The organism is Streptomyces sp. NPDC101227, assembly GCF_044767545.1.
GTDB lineage: Bacteria > Actinomycetota > Actinomycetes > Streptomycetales > Streptomycetaceae > Streptomyces.
The window spans coordinates 88,522-104,605 of record NZ_JBIWOD010000023.1 but is presented as its reverse complement, the minus strand read 5'-3'; the positions used below and the strand labels follow the sequence as shown (position 1 = coordinate 104,605).

General features: G+C 73.4%; 13 protein-coding genes. 5 read left to right on the top strand and 8 right to left on the bottom strand.

Annotated elements, in window-relative coordinates; translation table 11 throughout:
* Positions 1-22: 22 nt before the first annotated feature.
* Positions 23-940 carry a methylenetetrahydrofolate reductase [NAD(P)H] gene (gene metF / locus ACIRPT_RS36110; protein WP_403506963.1) on the top strand — a complete coding sequence of 306 codons (918 nt, stop codon included), beginning with the start codon at positions 23-25 and terminating at the stop codon, positions 938-940.
* A gap of 37 nt (positions 941-977) precedes the next feature.
* Positions 978-2,174, top strand: a complete 1,197-nt coding sequence (locus ACIRPT_RS36105; RefSeq protein WP_403835211.1) for a hypothetical protein — start codon at positions 978-980, stop codon at positions 2,172-2,174.
* Between the two features lie 49 nt (positions 2,175-2,223).
* Here the strand turns inward: ACIRPT_RS36105 and ACIRPT_RS36100 are convergent, their stop codons facing one another.
* The 5 genes from ACIRPT_RS36100 to ACIRPT_RS36080 form a co-directional block, all read right to left on the bottom strand.
* Positions 2,224-3,741, bottom strand: coding sequence for a phytoene desaturase family protein (locus ACIRPT_RS36100; RefSeq protein ID WP_403835209.1), 1,518 nt, complete (start codon positions 3,739-3,741; stop codon positions 2,224-2,226).
* 114 nt (positions 3,742-3,855) lie between these two features.
* Positions 3,856-4,476: a DUF4126 domain-containing protein gene (locus tag ACIRPT_RS36095; protein ID WP_403835207.1), complete on the bottom strand. Its 621-nt coding sequence runs from the start codon at positions 4,474-4,476 to the stop codon at positions 3,856-3,858.
* Positions 4,477-4,876: 400 nt separating this feature from the next.
* Positions 4,877-5,491: a TetR/AcrR family transcriptional regulator gene (locus tag ACIRPT_RS36090; protein WP_403835204.1), complete on the bottom strand. Its 615-nt coding sequence runs from the start codon at positions 5,489-5,491 to the stop codon at positions 4,877-4,879.
* 110 nt (positions 5,492-5,601) lie between these two features.
* On the bottom strand, positions 5,602-7,809 hold the full coding sequence (locus ACIRPT_RS36085; protein WP_403835202.1) for a YhgE/Pip family protein: 2,208 nt from the start codon (positions 7,807-7,809) through the stop codon (positions 5,602-5,604).
* Entirely contained in the window at positions 7,781-8,647 is an 867-nt protein-coding gene (locus ACIRPT_RS36080) for an ATP-binding cassette domain-containing protein (protein ID WP_403835199.1), read from the bottom strand. The genes ACIRPT_RS36085 and ACIRPT_RS36080 overlap by 29 nt, the downstream gene beginning before the upstream one ends.
* Before the next feature lie 250 nt (positions 8,648-8,897).
* Here ACIRPT_RS36080 and ACIRPT_RS36075 point away from each other — a divergent pair, with 250 nt between their 5' ends.
* From ACIRPT_RS36075 to ACIRPT_RS36065, 3 genes are all read left to right on the top strand, one after another.
* Positions 8,898-9,428, top strand: a complete 531-nt coding sequence (locus ACIRPT_RS36075) for an SAV_6107 family HEPN domain-containing protein (RefSeq protein ID WP_403835197.1) — start codon at positions 8,898-8,900, stop codon at positions 9,426-9,428.
* A 175-nt stretch (positions 9,429-9,603) separates the two neighbouring features.
* Positions 9,604-10,359: a class I SAM-dependent methyltransferase gene (locus ACIRPT_RS36070; protein ID WP_403506979.1), complete on the top strand. Its 756-nt coding sequence runs from the start codon at positions 9,604-9,606 to the stop codon at positions 10,357-10,359.
* A 266-nt stretch (positions 10,360-10,625) separates the two neighbouring features.
* A complete protein-coding gene (locus tag ACIRPT_RS36065; RefSeq protein ID WP_403506981.1) occupies positions 10,626-11,030 on the top strand; it encodes a DUF3040 domain-containing protein in 405 nt (134 codons plus the stop codon).
* A 97-nt stretch (positions 11,031-11,127) separates the two neighbouring features.
* Here the strand turns inward: ACIRPT_RS36065 and ACIRPT_RS36060 are convergent, their stop codons facing one another.
* Genes ACIRPT_RS36060 through ACIRPT_RS36050 form a run of 3 tightly spaced genes read right to left on the bottom strand, consistent with a single transcriptional unit; the run spans position 11,128 to position 15,987 of the window.
* Positions 11,128-13,542: a transglutaminaseTgpA domain-containing protein gene (locus ACIRPT_RS36060; RefSeq protein ID WP_403835194.1), complete on the bottom strand. Its 2,415-nt coding sequence runs from the start codon at positions 13,540-13,542 to the stop codon at positions 11,128-11,130.
* A gap of 46 nt (positions 13,543-13,588) precedes the next feature.
* Complete coding sequence (locus tag ACIRPT_RS36055; RefSeq protein WP_403835192.1) at positions 13,589-14,965, bottom strand: DUF58 domain-containing protein; 1,377 nt, start codon at positions 14,963-14,965, stop codon at positions 13,589-13,591.
* Positions 14,965-15,987 carry an AAA family ATPase gene (locus ACIRPT_RS36050; RefSeq protein WP_403506988.1) on the bottom strand — a complete coding sequence of 341 codons (1,023 nt, stop codon included), beginning with the start codon at positions 15,985-15,987 and terminating at the stop codon, positions 14,965-14,967. Before ACIRPT_RS36050 ends, ACIRPT_RS36055 begins: the two co-directional genes overlap by 1 nt.
* Between the last annotated feature and the right edge of the window lie 97 nt (positions 15,988-16,084).

Here is a 16,084-nt window from a genome sequence, read left to right as displayed (position 1 = left end):
GGGCTCTGGTTAACCTGCCCGTATGGCCCTAGGTACAGCTTCCACCAGGACTGATCGCGCACGTACCGTGCGCGAGCTGCTGGCTTCCGGCAAGCAGTCGTATTCGTTCGAGTTCGCCGCCCCGAAGACGGAGAAGGGCGAGCGGACCCTGTGGAACGCCATTCGCCGGATCGAGGCCGTCTCCCCGACCTTCGTCTCCGTGACGTACGGCGCCGGCGGCACCTCCCGTGAGGGCACGGTGCGCGCCACCGAACGCATCGCCACCGACACCACCCTGACCCCGGTCGCCCATCTGACCGCCGTCAACCACTCCCTGGCCGACCTGCGCAATGTCATCGGGCAGTACGCCGACGCCGGCATCCGCAACATGCTCGCGCTGCGCGGCGACCCGCCCGGCGACCCGATGGGCGAGTGGGTCCGCCACCCGCAGGGCGTGGACTACGCCGCCGACCTGGTCCGGCTCATCAAGGAATCCGGCGACTTCTGCGTGGGCGTCGCCGCCTTCCCCGAGATGCACCCGCGCTCCACGGACTGGGACAGCGACGTCAAGCACTTCGTCGACAAGTGCCGAGCCGGCGCGGACTTCGCCATCACCCAGATGTTCTTCTACGCCGAGGACTACCTCCGGCTGCGCGACCGGGTCGCCGCGGCGGGCTGCCCGACGCCGATCATCCCCGAGATCATGCCGGTCACGAACGTGCGCCAGATCGAGCGCTTCGCCCAGCTCAGCAACGCCGCCTTCCCGCCCGAGCTGGCCGAACGCATTCTGGCCGTCAAGGACGATCCCGCGGCGGTACGCTCCATTGGCATCGAGTACGCCACGGAATTGTGTGCGCGCTTGATGGCCGAGGAGATTCCGGGGCTGCACTTCATTACCCTGAACCACTCCACGGCGACTCTGGAGATCTACGAGAATCTGGGGTTGCATCAGCAGTCCTGATCTACGGTGGCCGGGCAGCGGCGGAAGAGGGGCGTATATGGGCTGGACGGTCCTCTACATCGCGTTCGGTCTGGTTGCGGTCTGGCTGCTGGCCGAGGTGCTCCTCCAGTACAAGGCACGGCTGCGCTGGCGGCTGCTGGCCTTCGTGGGCTTCCTCGGCGTGGTCGTCGGCGTGGTGCTTCCCCAGATCATCGTGATCGGGGTGGGCCTGATCGCCTTCGCCATCGGCCAGACACAGGTCACGCTCTCCTTCCGGCGCGGCTTCTCCACCGGCTGGGCCCTGGGTGGCAAGCCGGGGGAGAGCCGGCGCCGCCGGGGCCGCTCGGGCCCCCCGCCCGCCGCCGAGCCGACCCTCCAGGTCTCCGATGTGGAGGAGACGGTGCCGCCCGCCGACGACGGCGGCCGGGGCGAGGACGAGAACGTCTTCGCGGGCGCCCACGCCTTCCAGGGCCAGGACGCGTACGCGGGCCAGGACGGGTACGGCGGCCAGGGCGGCTACGCGGGGCAGGACGCGTACGACGGCCAGGACGCGTACGACGGCCGGAACGCGTACGGCAGCCAGGACGCGTACGGCGGCCAGGGCTCCTACGACGCCCAGGACCCGTACACCGGGCAGAGCCCCTACACGGACCAGGGTGCGTTCCCCGGCGAGGGCCCGTACTCGGCCGAGCGCCCCTATTCCGCACAGAGCACCTACGACACCGCCGCCGTCTACGCCCCCCAGCCGATGCCCGACGAGACCGGCCAGTACGGCATATACAGCCCCGACGCCCGCGCCCCCCAGGAGCCACAGCCCGATTACGCGTCCTACGACGCCTACGGCACCGCCACCGGAAACACCGGCAGCGACGGCAACGGCTATGCCTACGGCGGCGGTTACGGCCAGACCGCGACGGGCCAGGACGCCTACGCCGACCCGTACGCCGACCCCTACGCGGCGTACGGAGACGGGCAGGGCGGCCAGGCCGGGCAGGCGCCCTACTCCGACCCGTACATCGGCACCCAGCAGTACGCCGCGCCCTACGACCCGTACGAGCAGCCCGACCCCTATGGCCAGGCTCCCTACGCCACCGGGCAGTACGACGACGGCCGGCCCCAGGAGCAGGGCTACGGCGCGACGCCGCCCGGCGGGGTCTGGATGCCGCAGCAGCGCGACGGCGAACTCCCGCCCGAGCCGCAGCCGTACTCGCCGTACCAGCAGCAGGGGTACGACGAGCAGCAGTACCGCTACTGAGACGGAGCCGCCGGCCTGAGCCACGCGGCGCCCGGCCGGAGCCGTGCGCTCATTCGGAGCCGTGCCAGTCGTCGCCGTTCACGATCAGGCCCGCCACGATCGCGCCGGACATCCCCGCGTGCGCCGGCCCGCCGCCCGGATGCGACCAGCCGCCGACCGCGTAGAGCCCCGGTATCCGGGTGCGGTTGCCGGGCCGCAGAAAGCGGCCGTCCTGCCCCGCCAGCGCCGGTCCCGGCACCAACGCCTCGTCCGTGGGCGGCAGTACCTCCCGCCACAGCACCCGCTCGCGCAGCCCGGGAACGGCCGCCTCGGCGATCTCGGTCATCCGGTCCGCGTACCGCTCCAGGGCCTCTCGCCCGTGCCGGTCGGCCGGACCGGGCGGGGCGACCGTCGCGGACAGCGTCACGGCCTCATGACCGTCGTCGGGCCGGGTGGTGGGGTCGTCGGGGCGCAGCACCGTCAGCGTGGGCCGGGCGCAGGGGGCCCGGAGGCCGGGACCGTCGCCGAACACGGCCGTCAGCTCCGCCTCGCGGTCCCCGGCATGCACCACCGTCCGGTGTACGGCATCCTCCGGGCGCCCCCCGCGCAGCGCCAGACAGACCGTCAGCCGCGCCGTGGCCCGGTCGCCCGGCCGTGGGCCGGGGCGTACGTCGTCCGGCCCCCAGGGCTCCCTCCCGGACAAGAGTCCGGGCAGCCGCGCCGGGTCGATGCCCGCCACCACGAACTCCGCCTCCGCCGCCCGCCCGTCGGCCAGCTCGACGCCCGCCGCACGGCCGTCCTTCTCCAGGATCCGGGTCACCTCCGCGCCGAAGGTGAACTCCACCTTGCGCGCCAGACACCGCTCGTGGACCGCCTCGGCCAGCGCCCGCATCCCGCCGCGCGGGTACCAGCTGCCGAAGGTCTGCTCCATGTACGGCAGCACGGCGGCGCTGGCGGGCGCGCTGCGCGGGTCGAAGCCGTAGGCCGGCGCATGGCTCTCCAGCAGGGCGATCAGCCGCGGGTCGGCCAGCTCGCGGCGGGCGATCTCGGCGAGCGTGGCGGTCGTGGGGCCCTTGCCGCGCCCGAACAGCCCGCGCCTGCGGACGGCCGGATACGGATCGCGGCCCAGCACCCGCCAGTCCTGCCACAGCGGCTCCTCCAGCAGCGGCCGGCGGGTGGCGTCCCAGGCCTCGCGGGCGCGGCCCACCAGCGCGCTCCAGCGCTCGCCCGCGCCGTCGCCCAGCGCCTCGTCCAGAGCCGCGAGCACACCGGCCCGGGAGGCGTTCGGCAGCGAGACGGCGGTGCCGTCCGCGAAGACATGGCGGCTCGCGGGATCGACCTGGGACAGCTCGACGCAGCTCTCGAGCGGCTCGCGGCCGGTCTTGATGAACAAGTCGCGGTAGACCGCGGGCAGATACAGCAGGCCCGGCCCCGTGTCGAAGGCGAAGCCGTCCCGTTCGTGGCGCCGCAGCGCGCCGCCGTATGTCGCGCCGCGCTCGTACACCGCCACCCGGTGGCCCGCGACGGCCAGCCGGGCAGCGGCCGCCATCGCGCCCATCCCGGCGCCGATCACCGCAATCCGTGCCATGCCTGCGACTTTATCCGCCGCCACTGACAACGCCGCCGGGGCGGTGCCCCGGAGCGGAAGATGCGGCTCCGCTCGCGTCGAGCCGTCTCCCGCCGCGGCGCGCCGGGCCCGGCCTCAGCCCGTCGGCGGTACCGCGGCGCCCGCCGCGGCCAGGCGCTTTTCCTCGCGGCGGGCCCGCCGACGGCGCAGGAACCGGCGGATCCGCGACCACATGAAGATCACCAGCGCGATGCCGCCGATCAGCAGCACCGCCGCGATGCTCGCCGCGATCACCGGGTGGAAGACGGCGAAGGCGACGAGCGCGGCCACGCCCAGATCCTCGGCCAGGCTCAGCACGATGTTGCTCGCGGGCTCCGGCGAGGTGTTGACCGCGATCCGGGTGCCCGCCTTGACCAGATGGCTCAGCAGCGCCGTGGTGCCGCCCACCGCGCCCGCCGCGAGCTGCGGCAGCGACCCGTCGTGCCCGGCCAGCAGTGCCGCCACGACGCCGCCCGAGATCGGCCGGATCACCGTGTGGACCGCGTCCCACACCGAGTCCACGTAGGGGACCTTGTCGGCGACCGCCTCGCACACGAAGAGCACCGCGGCCACGATCAGCACATCGGGGCGCTGGAGCGCGGACGGCACATCGTCGGTGACGCCGGTGGCGCCGAGCAGGCCGAGGAGCAGGACGACGGCATAGGCGTTGATTCCGCTCGCCCAGCCACTGGTGAAGACCAACGGGAGTACGGACACGCAGGCGATCGTAGACCGGCACCGGGCGGCGTGGGGCGGCACCGGTGCCATGTGCTCAGGTTTGAGTATCCGTACTCAGTCGCCGAGATGAGTAGGTACGCGGATGGGCCGGCGGGTGTCCGGAAGGAAGAGTGGTGGCCACGGAAGGGACGCGGCGCCGCACCGCCGACACGGGGCGGCGGAACGGCGCGGCTCCCGGCCGTAACGGGGAACACGGGGGAGTACGGGGGCTCCACGGGGGAGCACGGGGGAGTACGGGGGAAGCGCTGTCCTGGTCGGATCGATGGGGGAACGATCCGTGCCAGGGCAGCGCGCTCTTTTGCGCGGAGCCGGAGACCGGCCCGTACGGTGCGCGCCGGATCCGACCGCCCGGCGCGCACCACCTCCTCCTCGGTCCCCGTCACTCCGGACGGCCGGTGACCCTCCCCTGGAGGAGCCGCGACAGCGCCGCATGGACATCGTCGATCGACCGGTCCGGCTGGTAGGACTGCCAGTCCAGGGCGGCCACCAGGACCATCCCGAACAGCGCCGAGGCGGTCAGCGGAATGTCGATCTCCTCGCTCAGCTCCCCGGTGGCCACCGCCTGCCGCAGCACGCCCTCCACGACCGTGATGGCCCGCCCGCGCACCACCATCAAGGTGGACTGCCAGGCGCGGTTGGTGCGCCACAGCTCGGCGACGTAGAGCTGGGTGAGCGCCGGGTAGGTGGAGATGAACTCCAGCCCGGCCCGGATCATCGCGTCCAGCGCGTCGATCTGGCCGCCGCCCCCGCCGGTCACCTCGTCCGCCGCCTCCTGCAAGGAGCTCGCAAGCAGCTCGATGCCGTGCCGCAGCAGCTCCTCGAAGAGAACGTTCTTGCTCGCGAAGTTGTAGTAAACGGTGCCCTTCGCGACGCCCGCCCGCTCGGCGATCTCGTCCACCGTGGTGGAGGAGAAGCCTTGTTCGGCGATGAGCGTGACCGCGGCCTCGAAGAGCTTGCGCCGGGTGGCGTCGCGGCGTGTAGTGGAGCTGTCCATGGGGGTGATTGTGCCGGTCCTCACAGATCGATGCGTAGCGCGGTGGGGGTACCCCCGGACGGAGTCCGGGGGAGCTTCCGGCAGGGCGGAGGCGGGCGACGGGTGGGCGCTCACAGGCTCAGCTCCGGGTGGAGGTCCTTCATCCGCACCACCTGGCGGCCGCGGGCCGCCAGAGAGGTCAGCGCGAGCGCCCCGAGGGTGAAGGCGACGAGGACGAGACTGCCCTGCCATACGGGCGCGAGGTCGCCCCCGGTGATGAGCCGGCGCAGCCCCTCGACGATGTAACTCATCGGCAGATAGGGGTGGATGGCGGCGAAGAAACCGGGGCTGGTCTGCACCGGGTAGGTGCCGCCCGCCGACGTCAGCTGGAGCATCAGCAGCGCCAGCACCAGGATCCGGCCGGCCGGTCCGAACTTCGCGTTCAGCCACTGCACGATCGCCGAGAAACAGGCCGTGACCAGGACGAGGAAGCCGATCGTGCCGGCCGCCCGCGCCATCTGGAGGCCCAGCGCGAAGTGCAGTACGGACATCAGGGCGGCGGTCTGCAGCACCCCGATGCCGACCACCGGCAGCCATCCGGACACCGCCACCCGCCAGGGGGAGGCGCCCATCGCCAGCGCCCTCCGGTTGAGCGGCTGGATCAGCATGTACGCCACCATGGCGCCGACCCACAGGGACAGCGGGATGAAGTACGGGGCGAAGCCGGTGCCGTAGTTCGGCGCCTTGTGGGCGGAGTCGGAGGCCAGCTGCACCGGGTCGGACATCACCCGGGTACGGGCGTCGCGGTCCTTCTTGCCGTAGTCGGGGATCTGCTTCGCCCCGTCGTGCAGCCCGCCGGCCAGCTTCTGCGAGCCGTCGGAGAGCTTGAACAGGCCGCCGTTCAGCGTCTGCGCGCCGTCCTTGAGCTTGCCCACACCGGAGTCGAGGTCGCCCATCCCGGTGGCGGCGCGGCCGGTGCCGTCGTGCAACTGGTGCGTGCCGTCGTGCAGCTGCCGTGCACCGGAGGCCAGCTGGGCGTTGCCCGTGGCCAGTTTGCGGGCGCCTGCGGACACCTTGTGCGCACCGTCGTTGAGGTCGTTGATCTTCTTGACCGCGGCGTCCATGTCCCGGCCCAGGGTGGGCCCGTGCTTGGCCAGCTCGCTCGCCAGGTAGTGCAGAGTGTCCAGGTCCCGGCCCAGCTGGTCGAGGTTCTTCTGGTCGTGGACGTAGCCGCTGACCCGCTCGGCGGCGTCCGCCGCGGTCGCCGCGTCGTTCTTGATCTTCTTCAGTTCGGCGCAGGTGGGATCGAGGCTGAGCCCCGTCTCGCAGTGCAGCCGGTAGTACGAGGCCAGGTGGTCGGAGACGCCGCGTGAGAGCTGCGCCCCGGTGGCGGCCGCGCCGGGCAGCTTGTCCAGGTTGTCGCGCAGGGCCTGCGAACCGTCGGCGACCAGCTGGGCCGCCTCGCCGATCTCCCTGCCGTGCGCCCGGACGAAGGGCCCCACCTTCCCGTGGATGTCGTTGACGGTGTCGGCGAGCTGCTGCGTGCCCCGGGCCACCTGCCCGGAACCGTCGGCCAGTTGGCGCGACCCGTCGGCGGCCGTACCGGCTCCCCGGGCGAGGTCGGAACTGCCCCGGGTGAGCCGCCCGGCGCCCGCGTCGAGGTCGCCCAGGCCCTTGACCAGCTGCCCGCTGCCGTTCTTCGCGGTGCCCAGCCCGTCGGCCAGTTTGCCGCTGCCGTCCTTGGCCCGCCCGATGCCGTTCTTCAACTTGTCGGCGCCGTCGGCGGCTTCCTCGGTCTTGCCGTGCAGCGTCGAGAAGGAGACGAAGATCTTGTCGAAGAAGGTCCGCGCGGCCTTCTTAGAGGCCGCCGCGCGCACCTCGGAGAACACCGTCCGGGAGATCTGCCCCACGATGTAGTTGTTCGCGTCGTTCGTCCGCACCTTGAGGGCGCCGGTCTCCGGACGGTCACCGGAGCTGGAGGCGATCCGCTTGCTGAAGTCCTTGGGGATGGACAGCGAGAGGTAGTACGAGCCGTCCTCGACGCCCCGGGCGGCCTCCTTGGCGTCCACCGGGCGCCAGTCGAAGGTGTGACTGTCGCCCAGCCCGTCGACGATGTTCTCGCCCGCCGAGATCCGCTTCCCGCCGACGTCGGCGCCTTTGTCCTCGTTGACCAGCGCGACCGGAATCCTGTCGAGCCGTCCGTACGGGTCCCAGAAGGACCACAGGTACAGCGCGCCGTACAGCAGCGGCAGCAGCAGCAGCGCGGCCAGCGCGGCGCGCGGCAGCTTCCCCCTCCCGAACCGCTTCAGCTCAAGCGCGGCCAGTTTCGGCGAGCGCATCGGCCGCCCCCTCCTTGTCGTCGCGAGCCTCGTCGCGCACCTCGTCGCGAACGTCGTCATGTACGCCGTCGCGGATGCCGTCATGTACGCCGTCGGCCACGCCGTCCGTGGGGTCCGCGCCGGAGCGGCCGGTGTGCACCAGCACCACGCCCTCGGCCTCCGCGTCGCCCTCCGGCGGCTCGCTGCACACCGCGAGCACCGTCGTGCCGGCCGCCGCCAGGCCGCGCAGCATTTCCCAGGCCCGGCGCCGCTCGTCGTCGGACAGCTTCAGATCGGTGTCGTCCACGGCCAGCAGCCGCGGGCCGCCGATCAGCGCCAGCGCCACCGACAGCCGCAGCGCCTCCAGCCGCTCCAGATCGCGGACCGACGTACGGATCCCCTTGGGCAGCGACTCCACGTCCAGCCCGGCCGCCTCGAGCGCGGTGTCCACCAGGGCGCGGGCCGCTGCCCGGCGCTCCTGGCGCGGCCGCAGCAGCGCCCGCACCGAACCGCCGAACCGGCCTTGCAGCAGGGCGCGTTCGCGCAGATGCTCGCCCACCGTCAGCGCGGGGTCGAGCTCGGCGACGCCGGGTACGTGGGCGAGTGCGGTGACGGACCGGACGGCGGCTATCTTCTTGGGCAGCGGCAGACCGCCGACCTCGGCGGTGCCCTCGGCGGACTTCATCCGGCCGGTGAGCGCGAGCAGCAGGCACGTACGGCCCGAACCCGACGGGCCCTGTACGGCGATCAGCGAGCCGGGTGCCGCCGTGATGTCGATGCTCCGGAAAGCCCAGCCGCGGGGGCCCTTGACCCCGAATCCCGCGGCCTTGACCGCCGCCCCGTGCGGGGTGCTGTCCACGGTCCCCTCTCCCTCCTTGAACTGACTGGTCAGTTCAAAAAGTAGGCGTCGCACCGCCTTCCCGCAAGGGGTTGCCGGGAATCGACGCCAAAATCGCTCCCCCGTCGCCCCGACCCCGCCGTGCGCCCGTCCGCTTTCCGGCAAAAGTGCAGGTCAGCGCCGATTGTCAGTGGTGTACCTCACGATGGGCTCATACGGTCCCGAATCGGCATTCGGTCCCGAACCGGCATGCGACGACAGGAGGTTCGTCATGGCAGCTCGTCCCACAGCGGGCAGCTCCGCTGCGTACGGTCCCCCGAGCGATGTCCACCCCGTCCTGCGGCGGACGACAGCGCCACCCGCCGCCCTCGACCTGCTCGCCCAGGCCCGCCGCGGCCTCGACGAAGCGGCGACCCTGGAGACCCCCAACGAGCGGTTCGCCACGGCCCATCTGGCGGCCCTGCGCACCGCCGCCGCGGTCCTCGCCGTGCGCGGCCGCCCGGAGGCCACACCGCGCCGCCGGCAGCAGATACGCAGCGCCTGGGAGGTCCTGCCCGAGATCGCGCCCGAACTCGCCGAATGGAGCGCCCTGTTCGCCTCCGGCGCCGACCGCCGGGCCAGGGCCGAGGCCGGCATAGCCGGGGCGGCGGGCTCTCGGGACGCCGACGACCTGCTGCGGGACGTGGGGATGTTCCTGCGCCTGGTGGAGCGGATGCTGCTGCTCCAGCCGCCCTTGCCGCCGCAGCGGGCGGGCGACGGAGCGGCGGGCCGGGAGAGCGGAGAGCGGCGCCGGGCGGGCTGAGCCGGGGCGGCGGGCCCGCGGGCCGGGGCCGGGGGAGCGGCGAGGCCGCGGGCCGGGGGAGCGGCTGGCCCGCGCCACGCACGCCGCGGGCGGCGCCGCAGTCCGGGCACGGTGCGGAACGCAATAGGGTGGTGGGTGACTGGATGTTCATGCCCCCGCCGAGGAGCCACCCGCCGTGTCTGACCCGCTGCGCCCCCGCGCATCCCTTCGTACCGCCGTGGTCTGGGACGTCCTGAAGGACGCCCTGGAGCGCAGGGTCAAGGCCGCCGGGCGCGATGCCCTGGACGTCCTGGACACCGGCGGCGGCACCGGCAACTTCGCCGTACCGGTGGCTCGCCTCGGCCACCGCGTCACGGTCGTCGACCCCAGCCCCAACGCCCTCTTCGCCCTGGAGCGCCGGGCCGCGGAGGCGGGGGTCGAGGACCGGGTGCGCGCCGTCCAGGGCGACGCCCACGGCCTGTTCGACGTCGTCGAGCGCGGCGGCTACGACGCCGTGCTGTGCCACGGCGTCCTGGAGTACGTCGACGACCCGGCCGAGGGCGTGCGCAACGCCGTCGACGCGCTGCGGCCGGCCGGCACCCTCAGCCTGCTCGCCGCGGGCCTGGGCGGCGCCGTGCTGGCCCGCGCCCTGGCGGGCCACTTCACCGAGGCCCGGCATGCCCTGACCGACCCCGCCGGGAGCTGGGGCGAGGGCGACCCGGTGCCCCGCCGTTTCACCGCGGACCAGCTCACCGACCTGGTCTCCGCCACCGGCCTCGCGGTCGGCGCGGTGCACGGCGTACGGGTCTTCGCCGACCTGGTCCCCGGCGTGCTGGTCGACACCGAGCCGGGCGCCATGGACGCCCTCCTCAAGCTGGAAGCGGCCGCCGCCGAGCAGCCCGCCTTCCACTCCGTGGCCACCCAGCTGCACGTCCTGGCCGAGCGCGACTGACCCACGCCCCACCCGAGCTGCACGATTACCGCGTGCAGTCGGCCACAGGCCACCCGATCGGCCCCTTCTCCCCGTATGATCGGGGTACGACGTTCCGGCATGACGGAAGGGCGGGTGGGGAATGCAGGCAGCATCACACCGGTCGCCGTGGCGGCCCGGAGCAGTGAACTGGCGTTGAGGGGCGGGTTTCACGGGGACGAATCCCTGCCTATCCTGAAAGGGTCGCACCCCGGTCGCCCCCCGCGACCGACGAGTAGGAGGACTCCGTGCCGCTCTCGGAGCACGAGCAGCGCATGCTCGAGCAAATGGAGCGAGCGCTGTACGCCGAAGATCCCAAGTTCGCGACAGCGCTTGAGGGAAGCGGGCTGCGTACGTACACCCGGCGACGGGTCTACCAAGCGGTCGCGGGCTTCCTGGTGGGTATCGGCCTGCTCATGGCCGGAATGGTCGCGCAGCAGATCTGGATCAGCGTGGTGGGCTTCCTCGTGATGCTCGGCTGCGCGGTGCTTGCGGTCACCGGATGGCGTAAGGCTCCCAAAGCGGGGGACCAGCCGGCCTCCGGAGGCGGCGCCGCGGGCAGCCCCGCACGCCGGCAGCCCAGGCAGCGCCGCTCGATGATGAACCGCATCGAGGACCGCTGGCAGCGCCGCCGGGACGAACAGGGGCACTGAGGCCCCGGACCTCTCTTCCGCATCTCACCGCACTTCGCGCGGCCGCCCGACAGGATCGGGCGGCCGCGCCGCTGTGTGTACGCAGTCCGGATACCCGCTATGCCCGCTGCCGCCCCGGCCGCAGCGCCGCCGCCGCGCGCCGGGCCGCGGTGGCCGGACCCCCGGTGGTACAGCGCAGGACGAGGTCGCTCCAGCGGGCGGCACAGGCCCGGGCGAGGCGGGCGGCCGAGCGCGGGGCGAGCCGCGCGCGCAGCCGCAGCGCGCGTCCGGCGGCGGCGCGCAGCCCGGCGTGTACGTGCCGGACGTCCGCGGCGAGCCCGGCGGCCGGGCGCGGCTGCGGGGCGTACAGGGTCTGCTCCACAGCCGCGGCCACCCGGTGGGCGGCGCCGGCGGCGTCCGGCGGCAGTTCCCCGATGCGAACGATCCGGGCGGCCGCCTTGCGCGGGGTCAGCGAGTCGTCCGGCAGGATGCCGAAGTCCCAGCCGGTGTCCAGCAGCTCCCGCCAGGCGTCGAGGGTGCCCGCCGCGTCGCCGCCCGCCAGCCGCCGGGAACGCATCCGTATGCGCCACAGGAGCGGGACCGCGAGGAGCAGCAGGACGAGCAGGCCCACGAGGCCGATGGCGAGGACGGGCCAGGGGGAGCGGCCGTCGTCCGGGGGGCCTTCGCCGGCCTGGACGGGCGACGCCGCACAGGCCGCGCCGGGGCCTCGGCGCCGTTCACCCGGGACGCAGCTCGGGGCCGTGGACGGAGCGTCCGGCGCGGTGGCGGACTGTGACGGCGCCGGCTCGCGGTCACCGGGGTCGACGGTGGTCGATCCCTGGCCGGGGAGGGTGTAGTCCGGGGTGCTGCCGCGGCTCGGGGTCGGTTCGAAGCGGGTCCAGCCGATGCCCTGGAAGTACAGCTCGGGCCAGGCGTGCGCGTCCTTGAGGCTGACGGAGGTCGTGCCGTCGGACTGCGGGGTGCCCGGAGTGAAGCCGACCGCGACCCGGGACGGGATGCCCAGGGTGCGCGCCATCGCGGCCATCGAGAAGGAGAAGTGGACGCAAAAGCCCTCTTTGTCCTCCAGGAACCGCGCGATGGCCTCACTGCCGCTGCCCGCGCTGACATGCGGGTTGTAGGTGAAGCCGCCGGAGAGCGCGAACCAGTCCTGGAGCTTGACGGCCTTGTCGTACGGGGTGCGGGCGCCGCGGGTGACCGTGCGCGCCTTCTCGTGCACCACCGGGGGCAGCGAGTCCGGCACCTTGGTGTACTCGTGCGTCAGCCGCGCGGGCGGCGGCGGGGCCGCGGCCAGCTGCTTCGCGGTCGGCCGCACCTGGAGGCTTTCGACCTGGTACTGCACGCCGCGGGTGGTCTGGCCCCGGTCTCCGACCAGGGTGCGGCCCGTGGGCTCGAAGCGCCAGCGCCCGGTGATGTCCACCTTGGAGGCCGGGTAGGGCAGCGGCAGCCAGTTCTGGGCGTACCACGCGGCGGTCGAGACGGAGGTGTTGATGCTGGTGGCGGCCACCTGGCCGGAGAGGCCGGGCGGATCCGGCAGCCGGTCGGGGACGTCCGTGACCGTGCGCTCGGACGGCTTCCAGGCCGTGCCGTCGAACTGGTCCAGGGCCACGATCCGCAGATACATGTCGCGGGTGTCGGACGCGGTCGTGCGGTAGTTGAGGACTTCCTTGTCCTCCGGCTGGTTGAGGCTGTTCTGCAGCGATACCAGCGGGTTCACCGCGGAGATCGTGCCTCCGCCGCCACCGGGGCCGCTGCCGCCGGCGGGCGCGCCGATCAGCCCGCCGCCCAGCGAGGGCAGCGCGGCGGGCACCACCAGCGCGATCCCCAGCGCCAGCGCGCCGATCCGGCGGCCCGTACGGACCGGGGCGAGTGCCGGGCCGCCCGCCGCGGCGCCGGAACCGCCCGGCCGGCCCGTGCCCGTCCCGCCGAACACCCTGCCCCACCGGGAAAGCCGGTCGCGGCCCTCGGCGAGCAGGAGCAGCAGATAGCCGGCCGCCGCCACCAGGAACAACAGCCAGCCCGCGCCGCCCTGGGACAGCCCGGCGGCCACCGAGTACAGCGCGAGCAGCGGCAGTCCGGCGGGCGCGGCGCTGCGGTAGCTGACCGCCAGCGCGTCCACCACCAGACCGATCAGCAGCACGCCCGCCACCAGCAGCAGCCGGATGCCGGGGGTGACCGGAGCCGGGGTGGCGTACCGGCCGGCGTCCCGCACGCCGTCCTGGACCAGCCGGCCGAACTCCGCGACGGCGTCCGGGCCGGGCAGCAGTCCCAAAACCGCCTGGCCGGGGGCGAAGAGCAGGGTCAGCAGCAGCACGCCGACCAGCGCCTGCGCGCCGATGGTCAGCGGTCTGGCCGGCGCCACCCGCCGGGTCAGCGCCCCCACACCGCTCACGATCGCCAGCAGGATCGTGGCTTCCACAAGCCAGTCGAAGGGCTGCACAAGCGGCAGCAGCGCACCGGCCGCGCACAAGGTCGCCACCGCCGCACACAGCGTCAGCCGTCCCGGGCCGCTCATGCGCCCGCCTCGCTTCCCTCGGGGCCCGTCGTCCGCTTCCGCGTCGTCATGCTCCGCCTCCCGCCGCGGCGCCGCTCTGCGCGGCCCGGTCCGGGCCCGCCCCGGCGTGGTCGGCTGCGCACCGCCACAGTTCGGGCAGCGTCGTGCCGTAGGTCACCGGCAGGGCCGTCCAGCCCGCCTCGTGCAGCATCAGCACCCGCTCGTCCACGGGCATCTGACCGTCAGAGAACCGGATCCCGCCGGGCCCCGGCAGCCAGGAGTCTCCGTCCAGGACGAAGGCCACCGCCGCGCCGCAGCGCTGCCGTATCCGTCCGACGACCGCCGCCTGCTCCTCGTCCAGATCGCCGAAGAAGGCGACCAGGAGCCCTTCGTTGCCGCCGCGCAGCGCGTCGTACGCGCCCGACAGCCCGGTCTCCTCGGAGTGCTCCAGCACGGCGAGGGTGTCCAGCATCAGCCCCGCGGCGTCGGCGGATTCCGTGCCGCCGGTGCCGTCCGGGCCGGGCACCGAGGCGCCGGTGTCGGTCAGCAGCCGCACCGAGAACCCCCGCTCCAGCAGATGTACGGCCACCGACGCGGCGGCCGTGATGGCCCATTCGAAGGCCGAGTCGGGCCCGGCCCCCTGGTGGGCCGCCGCACGGGTGTCGAGCAGGACCGTGCAGCGCGCCTTCTGCGGCTGCTCCTCCCGGCGCACCATCAGCTCGCCGTAGCGCGCGGTGGAGCGCCAGTGGACCCGGCGCAGATCGTCGCCGTGGCGGTAGCCGCGCGGGATGACGTCGTCCTCACCGGCCAGCGCGGGCGAACGCTGCCGCCCCTCGCCGTACCCGGGGGCCCCGCCGGCGAGGCGGACCGGCGGCAGCGGCTCGGTACGCGGCACCACCGTCAACGTGTCGGCGACGCTGAAGGAACGGGTCAGCTCGCACATTCCGAACGGATCCGAAAGGCGCAGCTGCAGCGGCCCCAGCGGATAGCGTCCGCGCAGGTCGGAGCGGACGCGGTAGGACACCTCGCGGCGGCCGCCGGCCTCCACCCGGTCCAGTACGAAACGCGGTCGCGGCCCCAGGACATAGGGCACCCGGTCCTGCAGCATCAGCACCCCGGTGGGCAGCCGGGAGACGTTCTCGATCACCAGCCGGACCCGGGACTCGGCGGCCGCCGGCACCCGGGCGGGGGAGAGCGTACGGCTGCCCGCGACGCGGTAGCGGGTGCGGTGCAGGACCAGGACGCACACCAGCGGCAGCGCCGCCAGCAGCAGCCCGACCCGCAGCAGATCCGCCTGCCCGAGGAGGAGCGAGCACACCGCGGCGGCCACCCCGGCCGCCAGGAACGATCTGCCGCGCGTCGTCAGTCCCCCGAGCGCCGCCCGCAGCCCGCCCCGCTCCGGTGTCCCCTCCTGCTCCGACCCCAGGCCGCCCCCGTCGGACATCACAACCCCCGTGCCCCGGGCGGCTGCTGGCCGCGGCCCTGCCGCCACTGTGGCGCGGACGGGTCGGGAACCGGGGTGCGGTGCAGGATCTCCAGCACGATCTGCTCGGCCGTACGGCGGTTCAACTGGGCCTGCGCGGTGGGCAGCAGCCGGTGCGCGAGCACCGCCACCGCCAGCGACTGCACATCGTCCGGCAGCGCGTACTCCCGCCCCGCCAGCGCCGCCGCGGCTTTCGCGGCCCGCACCAGATGGAGCGTGGCCCGCGGCGAGGCGCCCAGCCGCAGCTCGGCATGGCTGCGCGTGGCAGCCACCAGGTCCACCGCGTATCTGCGGACCGCTTCGGCGACATGGACCGTGCGCACCGCGTCGATCAGCTTCACGATCTCGTGGGCGTGCGCCACCGGCCGCAGGTCGTCCAGCGGGGAGGCGCCGCCGTGCACGTCCAGCATCTGCAGCTCGGCCGCGGGGCTGGGGTAGCCGATCGACACCCGCGCCATGAAACGGTCCCGCTGCGCCTCGGGGAGGGGGTAGGTGCCCTCCATCTCCACCGGGTTCTGGGTCGCGACCACCATGAAGGGGCTGGGCAGCTCATGGGTCTGCCCGTCCATCGTGACCTGCCGCTCCTCCATGGACTCCAGCAGCGCCGACTGGGTCTTGGGAGAGGCGCGGTTGATCTCGTCGCCGATCACGATCTGCGCGAAGATCGCGCCGGGCTTGAACTCGAAGTCCCGGCGCTGCTGGTCGAAGACGCTGACCCCGGTGATGTCCGAGGGCAGCAGATCGGGAGTGAACTGGATGCGCCGCACCGAACAGTCGATGGAGCGGGCCAGCGCCTTCGCGAGCATCGTCTTGCCCACGCCCGGCACATCCTCGATGAGCAGATGTCCCTCGGCCAGCAGCACCGTCAGCGCGAGCCGTACGACCTCCGGCTTGCCTTCGATCACACCTTCCACCGACCGGTGCACCCGCTCCACCGTCGCGGTCAGATTCCCAAGGCCCGCGCGTTCGTCGTACGTCGTCACTCGGCCCTCCCCGGCCCTTCCCCAAGCACTGTTCACCCACGCATTCTTGCTGTCCGCGCGGGTGCGCGTCATGGCCTGTGGATAACTCGGGGCCGAT